Origin of the sequence: Aquincola sp. J276, from assembly GCF_024700035.1 — a bacterium.
In the GTDB taxonomy this organism is placed as follows: Bacteria; Pseudomonadota; Gammaproteobacteria; order Burkholderiales; family Burkholderiaceae_C; genus Aquincola; species Aquincola tertiaricarbonis.
Genome location: NZ_JAJONC010000002.1, coordinates 1,186,020 through 1,202,620, shown reverse-complemented (window position 1 = coordinate 1,202,620; position 16,601 = coordinate 1,186,020). Strand labels below are relative to the sequence as shown.

Below are 16,601 nucleotides of genomic sequence, written 5' to 3'. Positions count from 1 at the left end.
GTGGTCGGCCTGCGTCCAGCGGGCCCTGAAGCTCCAGGAACACCACGCATGTCCAGCCCGCCCCTGTCGCCCACGCCCGATCCTGCCGCCGGCGTGGCCCGTGTGGACAACCGCCTGGCCCGCGCCCGTCGGCTCATCGGCTGGGCGGTGGTGATCGGCGGCATGGCGGCGGCGCTGGATGCGCTGATGCACACGCCGGTGTTCGCCGACGAACGGGTGAAGGCGGCCCTGCTGGGCGGCTCCATCGCCGCGCTGGCCACGGCGCTGGGCACGCTGCCGGTGCTGCTGTCCCAGCAGTTCTCGCAGCGGGCCAGCGATTCGATGCTGGGCTTCGGTGCCGGCGTGATGCTGGCTGCCTGTTCCTTCTCGCTCATCATTCCGGCCCTCGGTGCGGCCGAGGCGCAGGGCGCAGGGCCCTGGGGCGCGGGCGGCATCGTCGGCAGCGGCGTGCTGCTGGGCGCGGCCGCCTTGATGCTGGTGGACCGGCTGGTGCCGCACGAGCACTTCGTCAAGGGCGTGGAAGGGCCGAAGCGGCAGACCGCGCGCCGGGCCTGGCTGTTCGTGATGGCGATCGCGCTGCACAACCTGCCGGAGGGCCTGGCCATCGGCGTGGGCTTCGGCGGTTCCGACCGCATCGGCGCGCAGGCGCTGGCCACCGGCATCGCGATCCAGGACGTGCCCGAGGGCATGGTGGTGGCGCTGGCGCTGCGCGGCGTGGGCTACAGCAAGCTGGTGGCAGTAGGACTGGGCATCGCCTCGGGCCTGGTGGAGCCGGTGGGCGCGGTGTTCGGCGCCGCGCTGGTCAGCCTGGCCTCGGGCCTGCTGCCCTGGGGGCTGGCGGCGGCCGCGGGCGCCATGCTGTTCGTCATCAGCCACGAGATCATCCCCGAGTCGCACCGCCAGGGCCACGAGCGGGCGGCGACGACGGGGCTGATGCTGGGCTTCGTGCTGATGATGCTGCTGGACACCGCGCTCGGCTAGCACTCCGGGCGGCAGGAGCCGCCCAGCCGGCGCCGGGTGCCCCCATGCGTCGCAGGTCCGGCGCCGTGCACACGAGCTTCCGCTCTGCGCGCACACGATGCAACCCGCGCGGGGTCAGCTCCCGGACGCCAGCATCGTCTGCGTGATGGCGCGGCCGATCTGCTCGAACATCTGGCCGGCCAGCTTGTTCTCGTCCAGGCCCTCGGCGCAGGTGGCCACCACGATGGCATTGCGGCCGCCGTCCTGCGGATGGATGACGCCCATGTGGCAGGCGCGCTGGAACTGCGTGCCGGTCTTGTGGATGAACTTCACCGTGCGCGGCAACCCGGCTTCCAGCCGGTAGTTGTCGTAGCGGTCGAACTTCATGTCGATGAACAGCACCTGCTGGTGCTGCGGCGACACCAGCTCGCCCTTGACGAACTTCTCCAGCATGCCGCCGTACGCTTCCAGCGTGGCTGAGTTCAGACCGCGGCGGTAGTAGCGCTCATAGGCCTCCTCGAGGGTGGGCACCTGCAGCTCGGAGGCCTGCACGCCCAGCGTGCGGCGCAGCGCCGTCACCCGCTGCGGGCCCATGGGCGCGCCGGCGATCTTCACCAGGTCGATGTTGGGCAGCTCGCGCGCCTTGGGATGCAGCTCGGCATACACGTCCCGCCGCACCTGGGTGAAGCTGGTCAGCGTGCCGGCGCCGCGGCCCATCATGGCCTGGGCCCGGCGGTTCCAGGTGTCCTCGCCGATGCTGCGCACCAGCATGTTGGCCGCGGTGTTGTCGCTCTGCTCCAGCATGCGCTTGAGCAGCGATTCCACGGTGAAGGCGCTGCCCGCCTTCTGCCACACCACCGCGCCGGAGCCGTCCACCTTGTCGGTCTCCTGCAGCACCAGCTTCTGCTGCAGGCTGCCGCGGCGGGCCTCCAGCTCCTGCAGCACGGCCAGCGCGATCGGCAGCTTGGCGGTGGAGGCCAGGTACCACGGCCGGTCGGCCTGGTAGGACAGGGTCTCGCCGTTGTCCAGCCGCTTGACGTAGAGGCCCAGCTGCCCGGGCGTGGCCTCGTCGATGCGCTGCACCTGGGCGCGCAGCGCATCGGTCCAGCCGGCGGGCGGGGCGGCCCGGGCGGCCTCAAGGCTCGTCAGGAGCGTCAGGGCCGCCAGAAGCAGCGTCGGACGAAAGGCGGGGCACCGCATTGCACAGGGGGTCATGGGGCTTTCCATCGGTCAGTAGTCCGGAATGGCAGATGGCCGCGCCCACCTCGCGCAGCGCACGGTCGGAGCGGGCGACGGACAGCTCGCCGCTGGTGCAGGCGGCCACCAGCACGCGGCTGTCCTTGCCCAGCCGCGGCACGCTGATCACGCCTGCATCGCAGGTGCGGCCGCGCTGGGTGCCGGTCTTGTGGGCGAAGCGGGCCCGCGTGGGCAGGCCGGCCTTGATGCGGTTGGGGCCGGTCTTCACCCGCTCCATCAGGCGCAGCAGCCAGGCGGTGCCCTTGGGGCCCAGCGCCTGGCCCTCGACCAGCCGGGCGAGCAGCTCGCCATAGGCATCCAGCCGGCCGGTGTTCAGGCCGGTGGCGTAGTAGGCCTCGTAGGCGGCGGCCAGCGTGGGCAGCTTCAGTTCGCTGGCGGGCACGCCCACCAGGCGGGCCAGCAGCAGCCGGCGTTCGGCCTCGCTGCGCTGCTGCTTCAAGGCGAGGAAGTCCGCACCCGACAGGTGCTGCGCCGCCGGCGTGAGCTGGCCATAGGCCTGGCGCCGCACGTCGGCCAGGCTGGTGATGCGCTCGAAGCCGCCGGGCACCAGTTCCTGCACCAGGGCATTCACCGCCTGGATGCCCACCAGCCCGATCAGCATGTCGCTGGCGGTGTTGTCGCTCCAGACGATCATCTGCTCCAGCAGGTAGCGCACCGTCAGCGGCGCGCCCAGCGGCTTCAGGCGCGTGGGTCCGGCGCCGTCCACCACGTCGGCGGCGCGCAGCGTCAGCGGCGTGTCGAGGCCGAAGTCGCCGCGCTCCACGCCGCGCAGCACCGCGATGGCCACCGGCACCTTCACGGTGGAGGCCAGGTACCACGGCCGGTCGGCCTGGAAGGAGGCGGAGGCGCCGCTGTCCAGGTCGCGCACGTACACGCCGATGCGCGCCGAATGCCGCTGTGCCACCTGCGCCAGCTCGGCCTGCAGCCGCGGCACCCAGGCCGGCTCGGCAGCGGCTGCAGGCTCGCCCGCCCGCAGGCTGCAGGCCGTGGCCAGGGCCAGGGCCCCGATCCACAGCCGCAGCAGGGCGCGTGGCAGGCAGCGCATGGCCTCAGCCCGGCGTGTTGGTGTAGCTGGCGTTGCCCAGCCCGGTGCCGATGGTGAGCACGGCCCAGCGCGCCACGTCCTGGGTGAAGGGCAGTTCGCTCAGGCCCTGCACCACGGCGTCGTTGTGCATCACCACCACCGTGTCCGCCTCGCCGATGCGCGGGATGTTCTCCTGCAGCCGGCGCGGCAGGTGGAAGCTGGCCTGCCGCCAGTCGTCGGGCAGGTTCTGCGCGCCGCGGTCGATGGAGCCGTCTTCCAGCACCACGCCCGGGCAGCCCACGGCCAGCACCGGCAGCAGCGGGCGCTGCTCGCCTTCGGCATGCGCGATCAGCCGGCGCAGCATGGCCACGATGCCCTGCACCAGGTCGGCATCGCCTTCCTCGTCGGCATGGCGCCATTTCTCGCGCCGCACCACCGAGGCGCTGCGGCCGCCGTCGCCGCCGAATTCCACGATGCCGCAGCGCACGTTGGTACCGCCGATGTCGATGGCCAGCATGGAGGCGCGCGGGCCGGCGGGCGAGCGGTCCAGCAGGTGGATGCCGCCGATCAGCCCGCCGTCGTCGGCGCCGTAGTGGATGGCGCGCAGCTGCACCGCCTGGCCGGCGGCCTGCAGCCGGCCGGCCGTCTGCCGGATGGCGATGCGGCCGATGGCGCTTTCCTTGAAGCCGCCGCCCACCACGATGCGCTGCACGCCCTGCCAGCTGGGATGCTTCATCAGACGGCCGATGACATAGGCCAGCCGCTCGGAAAACTCGTTGATGGCCAGGGCCACCGTGCGTGCGGCCTCGGTGTCGCCGGACAGGGCCAGCCGGTCCAGCGTCTCCTTGCTCATCTCCTCGCTCGGCGTGGGCCCCAGCGGATCGTGGCCGGCCCGCTCCATGCGCTCGCGCCATTGCGCCAGCAGCTCGCGGAAGGCGGTCTGGCTGGCCTGGTCGCCGACCAGGCCGTCCTCGTCCTCGATCTCGAGGCTGTAGCCGTCGATGCGCACATCGGCCAGGGTGCAGCTGCCATGCGCGGGCGGACGGGGCAGGGCGGCGTCATCGGTCATGTCGGGTGGCGGCGGTCGAAGGGGCCCCATCTTTCGCCGGGCCGGAAGTGCGACGCGTCAGACACGCCACCATCCGCTTGTAGGCCGGCAACCGCAGTCATCGGCGCAAGCGGAGATGCAGGCATGCCGGTTGCCGCCAAGGCGACGTTTGCCGGCGCTGCGTGTCGCGTGCCTCTTACGTCCAACGGTCGCCTGCCCCCCTCATCTCCCCCATGAACAGTCCGCCCCAAGCCACGCCCGCCCATCCCGAGCGCGATTCCACCGGCATCGAAGGCCTGGACAACGTGCTGGGCGGCGGCCTGCCGCCACGCCACCTGTACCTGGTGGAAGGCGAGCCCGGCGCCGGCAAGACGACGCTGGGCATCCAGTTCCTGCTGGAAGGCCATCGCCGCGGCGAGAGCGGGCTGTACGTCACGCTGTCGGAGACGGCGCAGGAGCTGCGCACCGTGGCCGCCGCGCATGGCTGGTCGCTGGAAGGCCTGCAGGTCTTCGAGCTGGTGACGGCCGAGGGCCTGAGCGCCGATGCCGAGCAATCCATCCTGCATCCGTCGGAGATCGAGCTGGGCGAAACCACCCGCGGCGTGATGGCCGAGGTGCAGAAGAACCGGCCGCGCCGCGTGGTGTTCGACAGCCTGTCGGAGATGCGGCTGCTGGCGCAGGATCCCCTGCGCTATCGCCGGCAGATCCTGGCACTGAAGCACTTTTTTGCCGGCTGCGGCTGCACCGTGCTGCTGCTGGACGACAAGACCTCGAGCGACAGCGACCTGCAGCTGCACAGCATCGCCCACGGCGTGCTGACCCTGGGCCAGACCACCGGCCACTACGGCGAGGACAAGCGCTACCTGCGGGTGGCCAAGCTGCGCGGCGTGAAGTTCCGCGGTGGCGACCACGACTTCAAGCTCGACACCGGCGGCATTTCCGTCTACCCGCGGCTGATCGCGGCCGAGCACGGCGCCAGCTTCCGGCCGACCGCGCGCAGCACCGGCAACCAGGCGCTGGACCAGCTGCTGGGCGGCGGCCTCACCCTGGGCAGCAACACCTTGTTCGCCGGCCCCAGCGGCGTCGGCAAGACCACCACCGCCGTCGCCTGCCTGCTGGCTGCGCTGCAGCGTGGCGAACGCGCGGCGTACTACCTGTTCGACGAAGGCCTGGGCACGCTGCTGGCGCGCTGCGACGCGCTGGGCATGCCCATTCGCCGCTTCCTCGACGATGGACAGCTGGAAGTGGTGGCGCTGGACCCGGCCGCCGTCACGCCGGGCGAGTTCGCGCACCTGGTGCGCGAAGCGGTCGAGCGCCGCGGCGTCACCGCGCTGGGCATCGACAGCCTGAATGCCTACCTGCAGGCGATGCCGGGCGGGCGCTTCCTGCTGCTGCAGATGCACGAGCTGCTCACCTATCTGAACCAGCGCGGCGTGGCCACCATCCTGGTGCTGGGCCAGCACGGGCTGTTCGGCGAGGGCCACAACGACGTCGACCTCAGCTACCTCAGCGACGCCATCCTGCTGTTCCGCTTCTTCGAGGCGCGCGGCCGGCTGCTGAAGGCGGTGCTGGCCGTCAAGAGCCGCACCAGCGCGCACGAAAGTTCCATCCGCGAGTTCCGCCTCGGCCCCGGCGGGGTGGAGGTGGGCGCCGCGCTCACCGATTTCGATGGCGTGATGCGTGGCGTGCCGGCCTATCGCGGCAACCAGCCGCTGCTGGGCGACGACGGCGCCGTGCCGGCCCCGGGCGCCCGGTGAGCGCCGCCGGCCTGGAACTGCGGGTGCTGGTGCACACCCCCCGCGGCAGGGACGCGGAGGTGGTGGTGTCGGTGCTGGCCGGCCGCCGGATCGAGGCGGTGACCTGCGCCAGCCACACCGCGGTGCTGTCAGCGCTGCGCGAAGGCGCGGCCGCAGCCATCCTCACCGAGGAGGCGCTGCAGGGCGGCCCCGACGGCGATCTGTTGCGCTGGCTGGCCGACCAGCCGAGCTGGTCGGACTTTCCCTTCATCGTGCTGGCCACGCGCCAGGCAGGCCGGCGCTCCGACCATGCGCTGCGCACGCTGCAGTCGCTGGGCAACGTGATGCTGCTGGAGCGGCCGGTGAATGCCGAGACGCTGGCCAGCGCCGCCGAAGCCGCGGTGCGGGCCCGCCAGCGCCAATACACCACCCGCCGGAACCTGCAGGAGCTGGGCGAGACCCGGGCCACCGTGGAACGGCTGAACCGCGAGCTGGAAGACCGCATCGCCGCGCGCACCCATGAACTGGCCGCCGCCAACGACCGGCTGATGGCGGAGATCAGCGAGCGCGAGCGGGCGCAGGCCGCGCTGGTGCACATGCAGAAGATGGAGGCCATCGGCCGGCTCACCGGCGGCATCGCGCACGACTTCAACAACCTGCTGCACGTGGTCAGCATGAACCTGGAGCTGCTGGTGCGCCAGAGCCCCGAGGCCAAGGTGGCCGGCATCGCCGAGCGGGCGCGGCGTGCCGTCTCGCGTGGCTCGCGCCTGACCGGCCAGCTGCTGACCTTCGCCCGCGCGCAGTCGCTGCTGCCGCGGCTGACCGACGTGAATGCGCTGCTGCTGGGCATGCATGAGCTGGTGGCCCTGTCCACCGGCGCCAGCGTGCAGCTGGAGCTGGACCTCTGCGAAGGCCAGGCCTGGGTGCAGATCGACCCCAGCCAGATGGAGATGGCGGTGCTGAACCTGGCCGTCAATGCCAAGGACGCGATGCCCGGCGGCGGCCGGCTGCGGCTGTCCACCCGCATCGAGGACCTCGACGCGGACGAGTTGCCCGCCGGCCGCTACGTGCTGGTGTCGGTGGCCGACCAGGGCGCCGGCATCCCGCCGCACCTGCTGAGCAAGGTGTTCGATCCCTTCTTCACCACCAAGCCGGTGGGCAGCGGCACCGGCCTGGGCCTGAGCCAGGTGTACGGCTTCGCGCAGCAGTCGGGCGGGCTGGCGCGCATTGAGAGCACGCTGGGCGAGGGCACCACGGTGGAGATCCGCTTCCCGCTGGTGGCGCCGCAGGTGGCGGCGCCGGTGCCGGCCGAGGACCACGGCCATGCCGGTGCGCAGACCCACAGCATCCTGGTGATCGAGGACGATGCCGAGGTGCGCCGCGTGATCGTGGAAAGCCTGCGCCTCAACGGCCACCGCGTGGTCGCGGCATCGAACGGCGCGGACGGCCTGGAGGCGCTGTCGCACCACCAGCCCGACCTGCTGATCGTCGACTACGCCATGCCGCACATGAACGGCGCCGAGGTCATCAAGCATGCACGCGAGCAGCAGCCCGGCCTGCCGGTGATCCTGGCCACCGGCTATGCCGACATGGCCGAGGTGGGCGCGGTGCTGGGCACGCAGTCCATCCTGGTCAAGCCGTTCGACATCGGCACCCTGCTGGGCGCGGTGGCCCAGGCCATCCAGGACGGCGCGGTGCAGGCCGCCGAATAGCGCGCCCGGCCCGGACCGCCGGATGGGCCGATCACATCGGCGGCTGGCCGTTGGAGGCGGTGACGCCGCCGTCCACCGGCAGGTTCACGCCATTGACGAAGCGTGCGTCCATGCTGGCCAGGAAGGCCACCACGCCGGCGATGTCGGCCGGCTCGGCCACGCGGCCCAGCGGCATGCGCTCCATGAACTCGTCCACCAGCTCCTCGTCCTTGAGCATGTCCTCGGTCATGCCGGTGCGGGTGAGCGAGGGGCACACCGCGTTGCAGCGCACGCCGCGGCTGCCGTAGTCCAGCGCGATGGCGCGGGTGAGGTTGACCACGCCGCCCTTGGCCGCGTTGTAGGCGGCGGTGTTCCAGTCCGCCCGCAGTCCGGAGACCGAGGCGGTGTTGACGATGCAGCCCTGGGACTGCAGCAGGTGCGGCATGGCCGCGCGGCAGCCGTGGAACACACCGGTGAGGTCGGTGTTGAGCGTGCGGTGCCAGTCGTCGATGGACACCGCCTCCACCGAGCCTTCGGGCGCGATGCCGGCGTTGTTCACCATGACGTCCACGCCGCCGAAGCGCTGCACCGTGGCATCCACCAGGGCCTGTACCTGGGCGTAGTCCGAGACGTCGCAGCGGCGCGCCAGCGTGCGCCCGGCCGGCAGCGTGGCGGCCACCTGCTGCAGGCGTGGCTCGTCGATGTCGCACAGCACCACGTTGGCGCCTTCGCTGGCGAAGCGCTCGGCCACGCCGCGGCCGATGCCCGAAGCCGCGCCGGTGACGATGACGGTCTTGTTTCCGAAACGATGCAACTCATGCTCCTTGCGAATGCTTGGACCCAGTCTCCGGCCCCCGCCCGCCGCACCGCGTAGGACGGCTGCGGCGGGCGCTGTAGGTGCCCCGCGCAAGCCGCTCGTGCGGGCTGTTACGCACCGTTGCGGCGCCTAAACTGGGTCATGCAGAGCACTCGCTTACTGGCGGTCAACGAGACGCTGAGACAACTGAGCTTCGAGCTCGGCTCCGGCAGCCGCGAGCTGGCCGGCCACCTGGATGCCATCGCCGACCTGCTCAAGGTGTCGCTGGACTGCAGCCGCGTCACGCTGTGGCTGCTGCAGCGCCGCCACCCGGAACGCACGCTGGACTGCACCGCCTTCTCCAGCCACAGCCGCACGCTCAAGGTCAGCCGCTGCGCATTGCCGCAGCCCGCGGTGCAGGCCTACCTGGATGCGCTGCTGGCCAGCGGCCTGCTGGCGGTGGAGGACGTCCGCCAGGCACCGGCCCTGGCGGCGCTGGATGCAGCCTACTGCCGGCCGGAAGGCGTGGTGGCCACGCTGGACGCGGCCTTCGTGGTCAACGGCCAGGCGGTGGGCGTGGCCTGCTGCGAGCAGATCGGCCAGCCGCGCCGCTGGCTGCCCGAGGAGGCGGCGGTGCTGCGCCGCGTGGCCCAGGCAGTCACGCTGGACCTGGCCCGCGTGGCGCTGGGCGTGAAGCCGGAGGACGAGTGCAGCGACGAGGTGCGCCGGCTGCTGCAGGCGCTGTCCGCCGCCGGGCAGGGACCGCACACCGGCTAACATGCCCGCAGAGGCACGCGTACCGCGCTGAGGAAGGAATAGAAGCATGGTTCAGACGGGACAAGCACCCGCATACGACATCGTCGCGGCCCACGAGGCGGAGATCCTCGAAGCCTGGTTGCTGCGGCTGCATGCCGATGGCGCGCTGCAAAGCGGCCGCATCCGCGAAGGGGAGCTTCGGGTGCAGTGCACCAGCTTCCTGCGCCAGCTGCGCGAGGCCATGGCCGAAAGCGCGGATGCCGATGCACCGCCCTTCGCCAACGTGCGCGATGCGCTGGGCGACCTGTCGGCCACCCGTGCCCAGCAGGGCTTCAGCCCGCGCGAGATCGCCACCTTCGTGTTCTCGCTCAAGCAGCCGCTGTTCGAGGCCATCACCCGCCACCACACCGGCGACGCCGTGGCGCAGCTGGAGGCCAGCTGGTCGGCCGGCCTGCTGCTGGACCGGCTGGGCCTGCTGACGATGGAGGCCTTCCAGCGCATGCGCGAGGAGGTCATCGTGCGCCAGCAGCAGGAGATCTCCGAGCTGTCCACGCCGGTCATCAAGCTGTGGGACGGCATCCTCGCGCTGCCGCTCATCGGCACGCTGGACAGCCAGCGCACGCAGGTGGTGATGGAGAACCTGCTGGAGACCATCGCGCAGCAGGGCGCCGGCATGGCCATCATCGACATCACCGGCGTGCCCACGGTGGACACGCTCACCGCCCAGCACCTGCTGAAGACGGTGGCCGCCGCGCGGCTGATGGGCGCGGACTGCATCATCAGCGGCATCCGCCCGCAGATCGCGCAGACCATGGTGCACCTGGGCGTGGAGCTGACGGTGGTGAGCAAGGCCACGCTGGCCGATGCCTTCGCGCTGGCGCTGTCCCGCCAGGGCCGCGGCGTGACGCGGCTGCGCCGGCCCGAGCCGCCCGCCGCCATCACGGCGCTGGGCTGAGCGGCATGGACCGCATCCCCATCCTGAAGCTGGGCGAGGCGCTGCTGGTCACCATCCAGGTGGACATGCACGACCAGCTGGCCAGCGCACTGGAAGAAGACCTCACCGCCAAGATCGTGTCCGCGCGGGCGCGCGGCGTGCTGATCGACATCTCCGCGCTGGAGATCGTGGACAGCTTCATCGGCCGCATGCTGGACAACATCGCCGCCGTCTCGCGCATCCTGGATGCCGACACGGTGGTGGTGGGCATGCGCCCGGCGGTGGCCATCACGCTGGTGGAGCTGGGCCTCTCGCTCAACGGCGTGAAGACGGCGCTGGACGTGGAGCGTGGCATGGCCATGATCCGCAGCCATGCCTACCTGAACTCAGACGACGACGACGACGCCGGTGACTGAGCGCCTGGACATCCGGAAGTCTGAAGATGTCGTGCGTGTCCGGCAGCGGGTGCGCGCACTGGCGTTGGAGGCGGGACTCAGCCTCGTGGACCAGACCAAGATCGTCACCGCCGCCAGCGAGCTGGCCCGCAACACGCTGGACTACGGCCGCGGCGGCACGGTGGACGTGGAGCTGGTGCTGTCGCCGCGGCGCGGCGTGCGGCTGTCCTTCGTGGACGAAGGCCCCGGCATCGCCGACATCGAACTGGCCCTGCGCGACGGCTACACCAGCGGCGGCGGCCTGGGCCTGGGCCTGGGCGGCGCCAAGCGGCTGTCGTCCGAGTTCAGCATCCGCTCCGCGCCCGGCGAGGGCACCACCGTGACCATCGCCCGCTTCAAGTAGCCGCCATGCTGGAAGTGCTGGTACGTGAGCAGAGCCAGATCGCCGAGGCGCGGCGGCGTGCATCCTCGGCCGCCACCGCCTCGGGCTTCGGCGAGACGGCCGCCGGCCGCGTGGCCCTGGTGGCCACCGAGCTGGCCACCAACCTGCTCAAGCATGGGCAGGGCGGCCGGCTGCTGGTGGACGCGGCCGGCAGCCATGTGAGCCTGCTGGCGCTGGACACCGGCGAGGGCATCGCCGACATCGGCCGCAGCCTGGCCGATGGCTATTCCACCGCCGGCACCGCGGGCAACGGCCTGGGTGCCTTGCGCCGGCTGGCCGATCCCTTCGAGCTGGTGAGCTGGCCCGGCCGCGGCACCGCGGTGCTGGCCCGCGTGGCCGACAGCGAGACGCCACCCGATCCGCAGGCCGCGCCGCCGGCGCTGCGCGACACGCTGGGCGCCGTGGTGGTGCCCCGCCCCGGCGAGACCGCCTGCGGCGACGCCTGGAGCTGCCATGAGGATGCGCAGTCGCGCACCGTGTTCGTGGTGGACGGCCTGGGCCACGGCATGGACGCCGCCCGCGCGGCCAACGAGGCGGTGGCGCAGTTCCAGCGCAGCCGCCACCAGCCGCCGGAAGAGATCGTGCAGGGCGTGCATGGCGCCATCCGCCACACCCGCGGCGCGGCGGTGGGCGTGTCGCGCATCCACTGGGCCAGCGGCACCGTCAGCTTCGCCGGCGTGGGCAACATCGCCAGCACCTTCGTGCCGCGGGCACCGGGCGCGGCGGTGCGGCGCATGGTCTCGCACAACGGCATCGTGGGCCACAACGCGCGCAAGATCCAGGCCTTCGACTACCCGTGCGGCGACGGCCTGCTGGTGCTGCACTCCGACGGCATCGCCACCAGCTGGAACCTGGCCACCTACCCCGGCCTGATGCAGGCGCATCCGATGCTGGTGGCCGCGGTGCTGTACCGCGACTTCGGCCGCGGCCGCGACGATGCCACGGTGGTGGTGGCCGACACCCGCGCGCCCGCGCAGGCCCGCGCATGAACCCGGTGCTGCTCACCGTGCCGCTGGCCGCACCGGCCGACGTGGTGGCCGCCCGCCAGCAGGCCCGCCGCGTGGCCGAGCTGCTGGGCCTGGACCGCAAGGGCCAGACGCGGCTGGCCACCGCGGTGTCGGAGATCGCGCGCAATGCGCTGGGCCATGCCGGTGGCGGCGAGGTGGCCATCGGCCTGGACGGCCGGCAGCTGCAGGTGGCGGTGCGCGACCACGGTGCCGGCATCGCCGACCTGGAGCTGATCCTCAGCGGACGCAAGGTGTTCGCGCCCGGGCAGGGCGCCGGCATCGCCAGCGCGCGCCGGCTGGTGGACCGGCTGGACATCCGCAGCGCCGCCACCGGCACCGAGGTGCTGCTGTCGCAGTACCTGCCCGCGGTGCCCGACCCGGCGCAGCTGGCCCGGCTGGGCAGCACGCTGCCGCAGCGCCGGCCCGACCCGGTGGCCGAGCTGCAGGTGCAGGAGCGCGAGCTGATCGACAGCCTGGCCGACCTGCAGGAGCGCGAGGCCGAGGCCGACCGCCTGAACCGCGAGCTGGAGGACACCAACCGCGGCGTGGTGGCGCTGTACTCCGAGCTGGAGCAGAAGGCCGAGGAACTTCGCGGCGCCAGCGAGATGAAGTCGCGCTTCCTCTCGCACATGAGCCATGAGTTCCGCACGCCGCTCAACAGCATCATGGCGCTCACGCGTTTGCTGATCGACGGCGTGGACGGCCCGCTGACGACCGAGCAGCAGCGCCAGGTGGACTACATCCGCCGCTCCGCCCAGACGCTGCTGGAGCTGGTGAACGACCTGCTGGACCTGGCCAAGGTGGAGGCCGGCCGGCTGGACGTGAGGCCGACCGACTTCACCGTGACCGACCTCTTCGCCTCGCTGCGCGGGTCGCTCAAGCCGCTGCTGACCAACCCGGCGGTGAACCTGGTGTTCGACGAGGCGCCGGGGCTGCCTGCGCTGCTGGCCGACGAGCAGAAGGTGGCGCAGGTGCTGCGCAACCTGGTGAGCAACGCACTGAAGTTCACCGAGGCCGGCCATGTGCAGGTGCGCGCCCGGCATGACGAGCGCCATGCGCGCATGGTGTTCGAGGTGGAGGACACCGGCATCGGCATCGCGGCCTCGGCCATCGACCTCATCTTCGAGGAATTCGGCCAGGTGGAAGGCCGGCTGCAGCGTGGCGGCACCGGCCTCGGGCTGCCGCTGTCGCGCCGGCTGGCCATGCTGCTGGGCGGCGAGCTATCGGCGCGCAGCGAGCCCGGCGTGGGCTCCACCTTCACCCTGGCCATCCCGGTGCGCTATGGCCAGGCGGTGGTGCCCGAGGGGGCGGCGGCAAGCGCCGGGTGCTGGTGGTGGACGACGAGGAGGTGTTCCGCTACGTCATCCGCCACATCGCGCAGGACGCCGGCTTCGACGTGCTGGAGGCGGAAAATGGCGAGGTGGGCATTGCGCTTGCCCTGTCCGAGGAGCCCGACATGATCTTCCTCGATCTGCACATGCCCAAGGTCGACGGCTTCGCCACCCTGGCGCGGCTGGCCGATTCGCCGCTCAAGTCCACGCCCGTCATCGTGTGCACCTCGCATGCGCTGACGGTGGACCAGAAGCGCGCGCTGGCCTCGGCCTATGCCATCGTGCCGAAGCAGGACCTCTCGCGCGACGGCCTCTCGCGGCTGATGCGGCTGGTGCTGGACGAGGCGCAGTCCCCGGGTTGAAGCGTCATGCCGGCACGCACCGTCACCATCCTCAATGTCGATGATTCGGAAGTAGCCTGCTACACCAAGCATCGTGCATTGCGGCATGCGGGCTTCCACGTGGTGGATGCGGGCAGCGCCGCCGACACGCTGCTGAAGATGGAGTCGCTCAAGCCCCAGCTGGTGCTGCTGGACGTGCAGCTGCCCGACGGCAACGGCATCGAGCTGTGCAAGGTCATCAAGGCGCGCTGGCCCACCACGCTGGTGCTGCAGACCTCGGCCACCTTCGTCAGCCCCGAGGACCGCACCCGGGGCCTGGAAGGCGGTGCCGATTCCTACCTGATCCAGCCCATCGAGCCGGCCGAGCTGGTGGCGTCGGTGCGGGCGCTGCTGCGGCTGCACGAGGCCGAGGCCCGCACGCGGGAGCTGAACGAGACGCTGGAGCAGCGCATCGTCGAACGCACCCACGACCTGCATGCCACCAACCAGGCGCTGGTGGAGCAGATCGCGCAGCGCGAGCGGGCCGAGGCCGCGCTGGTGCAGTCGCAGAAGATGGAAGCGGTGGGCCAGCTCACCAGCTCCATGGCGCACGACTTCAACAACATCCTGGCGTCGATGGTGGGCTACATCCACCTGGCGCGCCGGCGGCTGGACGACGGCGAGCCGCGTGCGATGCTGGACAAGGCCGTGGCCGCGGCGGCGCGCGGTCGGCGCCTGACCTCGCGGCTGCTGGCCTTCTCGCGCAACGATGCCCTGAGCACCGAGCCGGTGGACCTGTCGCAGCTGCTGGCCGGCATGGCCGAGTGGCTGCAGCAGACCGCGGGCAGCCGCATCGAGGTGGTGATCGAGGCCGGCGCGCCGGACCTGGTGGCGATGACCGACGCCAACCAGATCGAGCTGGCCATGCTCAACCTGGTGATCAACGCACGCGATGCGATGCCCGACGGCGGCCGCATCCGCATCGGCGTGACACATGGCGAGCTGTTGCATGACGAGCCCGACCTGCCCGCCGGCCGCTACGTGGTGCTGAGCGTGGGCGACAGCGGCCATGGCATGCCGCCGGAAGTCGCCGCCCGCGCCTTCGAGCCCTTCTACACCACCAAGCCCTCGGGCCGTGGCACCGGCCTGGGCCTGGCCCAGGTGATGGGCGTGGCGCGGCTGTCCCAGGGCACGGCGCGGGTCAGCAGCAGCCAGGGCGGCGGCACCGAGGTCGCGCTGTGGCTGAAGGCCGGCAGCCTGCCCGCCGAGGATCCCGCGTCGGCCCTGGTCGCGGAAGCGGCGCTGGCCGCCGCGGGCCTGGACGAGCGGGTGCTGCTGGTGGACGACGAGGCCGACATCCGCCACACCCTGTCGCGCCTGCTGGCCGACGGCGGCTACGTGGTCCACAGCGCGGCCAGCGGGCGCGACGCCATGGCCGCGGTGGAGGCGGGCTTCGTGCCCGACGTCCTGCTGGCCGACTACGCCATGCCCGGAGAGACCGGCGTGGACCTGGCGCTGAAGCTGCGCGACATCCGCCCCGAGCTGCCGGTGCTCTTCGTCAGCGGCCACGTGGACCGCGGCGTCATCACCACCGCCGTGCCCGGCGCGCAGCTGCTGCGCAAGCCGTTCAGGGTCGACGAGCTGATGGGGGCGCTGAGGGGGTTGTTGAAGGGTTAGGCAGACCGGCGCGGCCGTGGCATCAGCCGCCGATACGGCGATGATGCGCAACCGCCACTGACGCTCCGTGCCCATGTCCACCGCCTCCCTCCTGCTCAAGCTGTTCCGCCACAAGGCCTGGGCCGACGACGAACTGCTGGCCCGCGTGGCGCAGCTCGATGAAGCCACGCAGGCCGCCGAGCGGCATGCGGCCGTCCGCCTGCTCAATCACATCCATGTGGTGGACCGCATCTTCGCGGCCCACCTGGCCGGCACCTCGCATGGCTTCACCGCGACGAACACGTCCGACACGCCCACGCTGCCGACGCTGGCCGCGGCGATGGCGGAGACGGACCGCTGGTACCTGGCGCACATCGACGGGTTGGACGCGCAGGCGCTGGCGCAGGTGCTGCGGTTCACCTTCACCGACGGCAGCGCCGGTGCCATGTCGCGCGAGGAGATGCTGGCCCACGTGGCCACGCATGGCGGCTATCACCGCGGCGCGGTGGGCCGCGTGCTGTCCCAGGCCGGCATCACGCCGCCGCGCGACCTGTTGACGGGTCACCTGCACCTGACCGAGCCGGCGCGCAGGGTTGGTCATTCCACGATGCCCATGCCATCGACGTCGGGGCTTCGACGCTGACGGCGCTGGAGCACTTCCTGGGCACGGTCCGGCGCACGCCGCAGCGGATCGACCGGTTGATGGCGCTGCGCAACGGCGTGGTGAGCCTGGTGGGGTTCAAGGGCCTGGGCGTGCTGTCGGCCGTGCCGGCCGGCAAGCCGGCCTCGGCCTACCGGCCGGGAGATCGGGTGGGCATCTGCACGTTGCTTTCGGCGCGTGACGACGAGGTTCTGCTGGGCGACAGCGACAAGCACCTGGACGTGGTGCTGTCGGAGCTGCGCGAGCCGGCCGACGCACGCGACCATCGCCGTCTGGTGGTCAGCACTGTGGTGCAGGCCGATGCACCGCCTGATCGTGCCGGCAGTGATGAAACCCGCGGCGCAGTCCTGAAGGGCCGCGGCAATCGCCCTCACGCGGCCACTGCTCGCCGGCATGGTCGAGCGGCTGCAGCAGACAGCCGGCAGCTGCATTGCGGTGGCCCCGGAGGCCAGCGGGCAGAACCTGGTGGCCATGAGCGATGGCAACCAGAGCTGGCGATGCTCAACCTGGTGATCAGTGCGCACGATGCGATGCCCGACGCCGGCCACATCCGCATCGGCGTGGGATGGGCATGGCCCTCAAGCTGC

Annotated in this window: 16 protein-coding genes and 1 pseudogene; 13 read left to right on the top strand and 4 right to left on the bottom strand. The window is 71.7% G+C overall.

Annotated features, from left to right (window positions below; all coding sequences use genetic code 11):
* Positions 1-162: 162 nt before the first annotated feature.
* Positions 163-981, top strand: coding sequence for a ZIP family metal transporter (locus LRS14_RS23480; protein WP_046115016.1), 819 nt, complete (start codon positions 163-165; stop codon positions 979-981).
* 114 nt (positions 982-1,095) lie between these two features.
* Here the strand turns inward: LRS14_RS23480 and LRS14_RS23475 are convergent, their stop codons facing one another.
* From LRS14_RS23475 to LRS14_RS23465, 3 genes are read right to left on the bottom strand one after another with little or no spacing between them, the layout of a single operon-like run.
* On the bottom strand, positions 1,096-2,043 hold the full coding sequence (locus LRS14_RS23475; protein WP_257801328.1) for a serine hydrolase: 948 nt from the start codon (positions 2,041-2,043) through the stop codon (positions 1,096-1,098).
* A gap of 52 nt (positions 2,044-2,095) precedes the next feature.
* Positions 2,096-3,262 (bottom strand): serine hydrolase, encoded by a 1,167-nt coding sequence (locus LRS14_RS23470; protein ID WP_257801327.1) that lies wholly within the window; start codon positions 3,260-3,262, stop codon positions 2,096-2,098.
* A gap of 4 nt (positions 3,263-3,266) precedes the next feature.
* Entirely contained in the window at positions 3,267-4,310 is a 1,044-nt protein-coding gene (locus LRS14_RS23465; RefSeq protein ID WP_257801326.1) for an ROK family protein, read from the bottom strand.
* A 212-nt stretch (positions 4,311-4,522) separates the two neighbouring features.
* Here LRS14_RS23465 and LRS14_RS23460 point away from each other — a divergent pair, with 212 nt between their 5' ends.
* Positions 4,523-6,046, top strand: a complete 1,524-nt coding sequence (locus LRS14_RS23460) for an ATPase domain-containing protein (protein WP_257801325.1) — start codon at positions 4,523-4,525, stop codon at positions 6,044-6,046.
* Positions 6,043-7,737 carry a response regulator gene (locus LRS14_RS23455; RefSeq protein ID WP_232315454.1) on the top strand — a complete coding sequence of 565 codons (1,695 nt, stop codon included), beginning with the start codon at positions 6,043-6,045 and terminating at the stop codon, positions 7,735-7,737. Before LRS14_RS23460 ends, LRS14_RS23455 begins: the two co-directional genes overlap by 4 nt.
* Positions 7,738-7,768: 31 nt before the next feature.
* Here LRS14_RS23455 and LRS14_RS23450 read toward each other — a convergent pair whose 3' ends face one another.
* Entirely contained in the window at positions 7,769-8,530 is a 762-nt protein-coding gene (locus LRS14_RS23450; RefSeq protein ID WP_157039692.1) for an SDR family NAD(P)-dependent oxidoreductase, read from the bottom strand.
* Positions 8,531-8,674: 144 nt separating this feature from the next.
* On the opposite strand from LRS14_RS23450, the gene LRS14_RS23445 reads away from it, so the two are divergent.
* The 10 genes and pseudogenes from LRS14_RS23445 to LRS14_RS23400 form a co-directional block, all read left to right on the top strand.
* Positions 8,675-9,289 (top strand): GAF domain-containing protein, encoded by a 615-nt coding sequence (locus LRS14_RS23445; protein WP_257801324.1) that lies wholly within the window; start codon positions 8,675-8,677, stop codon positions 9,287-9,289.
* A 46-nt stretch (positions 9,290-9,335) separates the two neighbouring features.
* Positions 9,336-10,223, top strand: coding sequence for an STAS domain-containing protein (locus LRS14_RS23440; protein WP_257801323.1), 888 nt, complete (start codon positions 9,336-9,338; stop codon positions 10,221-10,223).
* A 5-nt stretch (positions 10,224-10,228) separates the two neighbouring features.
* Complete coding sequence (locus LRS14_RS23435; protein ID WP_046114978.1) at positions 10,229-10,618, top strand: STAS domain-containing protein; 390 nt, start codon at positions 10,229-10,231, stop codon at positions 10,616-10,618.
* Positions 10,611-11,000, top strand: coding sequence for an ATP-binding protein (locus LRS14_RS23430; RefSeq protein ID WP_257801322.1), 390 nt, complete (start codon positions 10,611-10,613; stop codon positions 10,998-11,000). Before LRS14_RS23435 ends, LRS14_RS23430 begins: the two co-directional genes overlap by 8 nt.
* 5 nt (positions 11,001-11,005) lie before the next feature.
* Positions 11,006-12,028: an ATP-binding protein gene (locus tag LRS14_RS23425; protein WP_257801321.1), complete on the top strand. Its 1,023-nt coding sequence runs from the start codon at positions 11,006-11,008 to the stop codon at positions 12,026-12,028.
* On the top strand, positions 12,025-13,506 hold the full coding sequence (locus LRS14_RS23420; RefSeq protein WP_257801320.1) for an ATP-binding protein: 1,482 nt from the start codon (positions 12,025-12,027) through the stop codon (positions 13,504-13,506). The genes LRS14_RS23425 and LRS14_RS23420 overlap by 4 nt, the downstream gene beginning before the upstream one ends.
* The gene (locus LRS14_RS23415; protein ID WP_257802209.1) at positions 13,395-13,739 is read left to right on the top strand and encodes a response regulator; all 345 of its coding nucleotides are present in this window, start codon (positions 13,395-13,397) and stop codon (positions 13,737-13,739) included. The genes LRS14_RS23420 and LRS14_RS23415 overlap by 112 nt, the downstream gene beginning before the upstream one ends.
* A gap of 6 nt (positions 13,740-13,745) precedes the next feature.
* Positions 13,746-15,374 (top strand): response regulator, encoded by a 1,629-nt coding sequence (locus LRS14_RS23410; protein WP_046114974.1) that lies wholly within the window; start codon positions 13,746-13,748, stop codon positions 15,372-15,374.
* A 73-nt stretch (positions 15,375-15,447) separates the two neighbouring features.
* Positions 15,448-15,996, top strand: coding sequence for a DinB family protein (locus LRS14_RS23405; RefSeq protein WP_257801319.1), 549 nt, complete (start codon positions 15,448-15,450; stop codon positions 15,994-15,996).
* Positions 15,972-16,250: pseudogene (locus LRS14_RS23400) on the top strand (DUF2867 domain-containing protein); the annotation flags it as partial. The gene LRS14_RS23405 and the pseudogene LRS14_RS23400, both read left to right, overlap by 25 nt.
* Positions 16,251-16,601: the final 351 nt, after the last annotated feature.

Excerpts from the sequence above, each read along its gene's own strand:
- LRS14_RS23480 (WP_046115016.1), top strand. The coding sequence starts at position 163 with ATGGCGGCGGCGCTGGATGCGCTGATGCACACGCCGGTGTTCGCCGAC.
- LRS14_RS23470 (WP_257801327.1), bottom strand. The coding sequence starts at position 3,262 with ATGCGCTGCCTGCCACGCGCCCTGCTGCGGCTGTGGATCGGGGCCCTG.
- LRS14_RS23465 (WP_257801326.1), bottom strand. The coding sequence starts at position 4,310 with ATGACCGATGACGCCGCCCTGCCCCGTCCGCCCGCGCATGGCAGCTGC.
- LRS14_RS23460 (WP_257801325.1), top strand. The coding sequence starts at position 4,523 with ATGAACAGTCCGCCCCAAGCCACGCCCGCCCATCCCGAGCGCGATTCC.
- LRS14_RS23445 (WP_257801324.1), top strand. The coding sequence starts at position 8,675 with ATGCAGAGCACTCGCTTACTGGCGGTCAACGAGACGCTGAGACAACTG.
- LRS14_RS23440 (WP_257801323.1), top strand. The coding sequence starts at position 9,336 with ATGGTTCAGACGGGACAAGCACCCGCATACGACATCGTCGCGGCCCAC.
- LRS14_RS23435 (WP_046114978.1), top strand. The coding sequence starts at position 10,229 with ATGGACCGCATCCCCATCCTGAAGCTGGGCGAGGCGCTGCTGGTCACC.
- LRS14_RS23425 (WP_257801321.1), top strand. The coding sequence starts at position 11,006 with ATGCTGGAAGTGCTGGTACGTGAGCAGAGCCAGATCGCCGAGGCGCGG.
- LRS14_RS23420 (WP_257801320.1), top strand. The coding sequence starts at position 12,025 with ATGAACCCGGTGCTGCTCACCGTGCCGCTGGCCGCACCGGCCGACGTG.
- LRS14_RS23410 (WP_046114974.1), top strand. The coding sequence starts at position 13,746 with ATGCCGGCACGCACCGTCACCATCCTCAATGTCGATGATTCGGAAGTA.
- LRS14_RS23405 (WP_257801319.1), top strand. The coding sequence starts at position 15,448 with ATGTCCACCGCCTCCCTCCTGCTCAAGCTGTTCCGCCACAAGGCCTGG.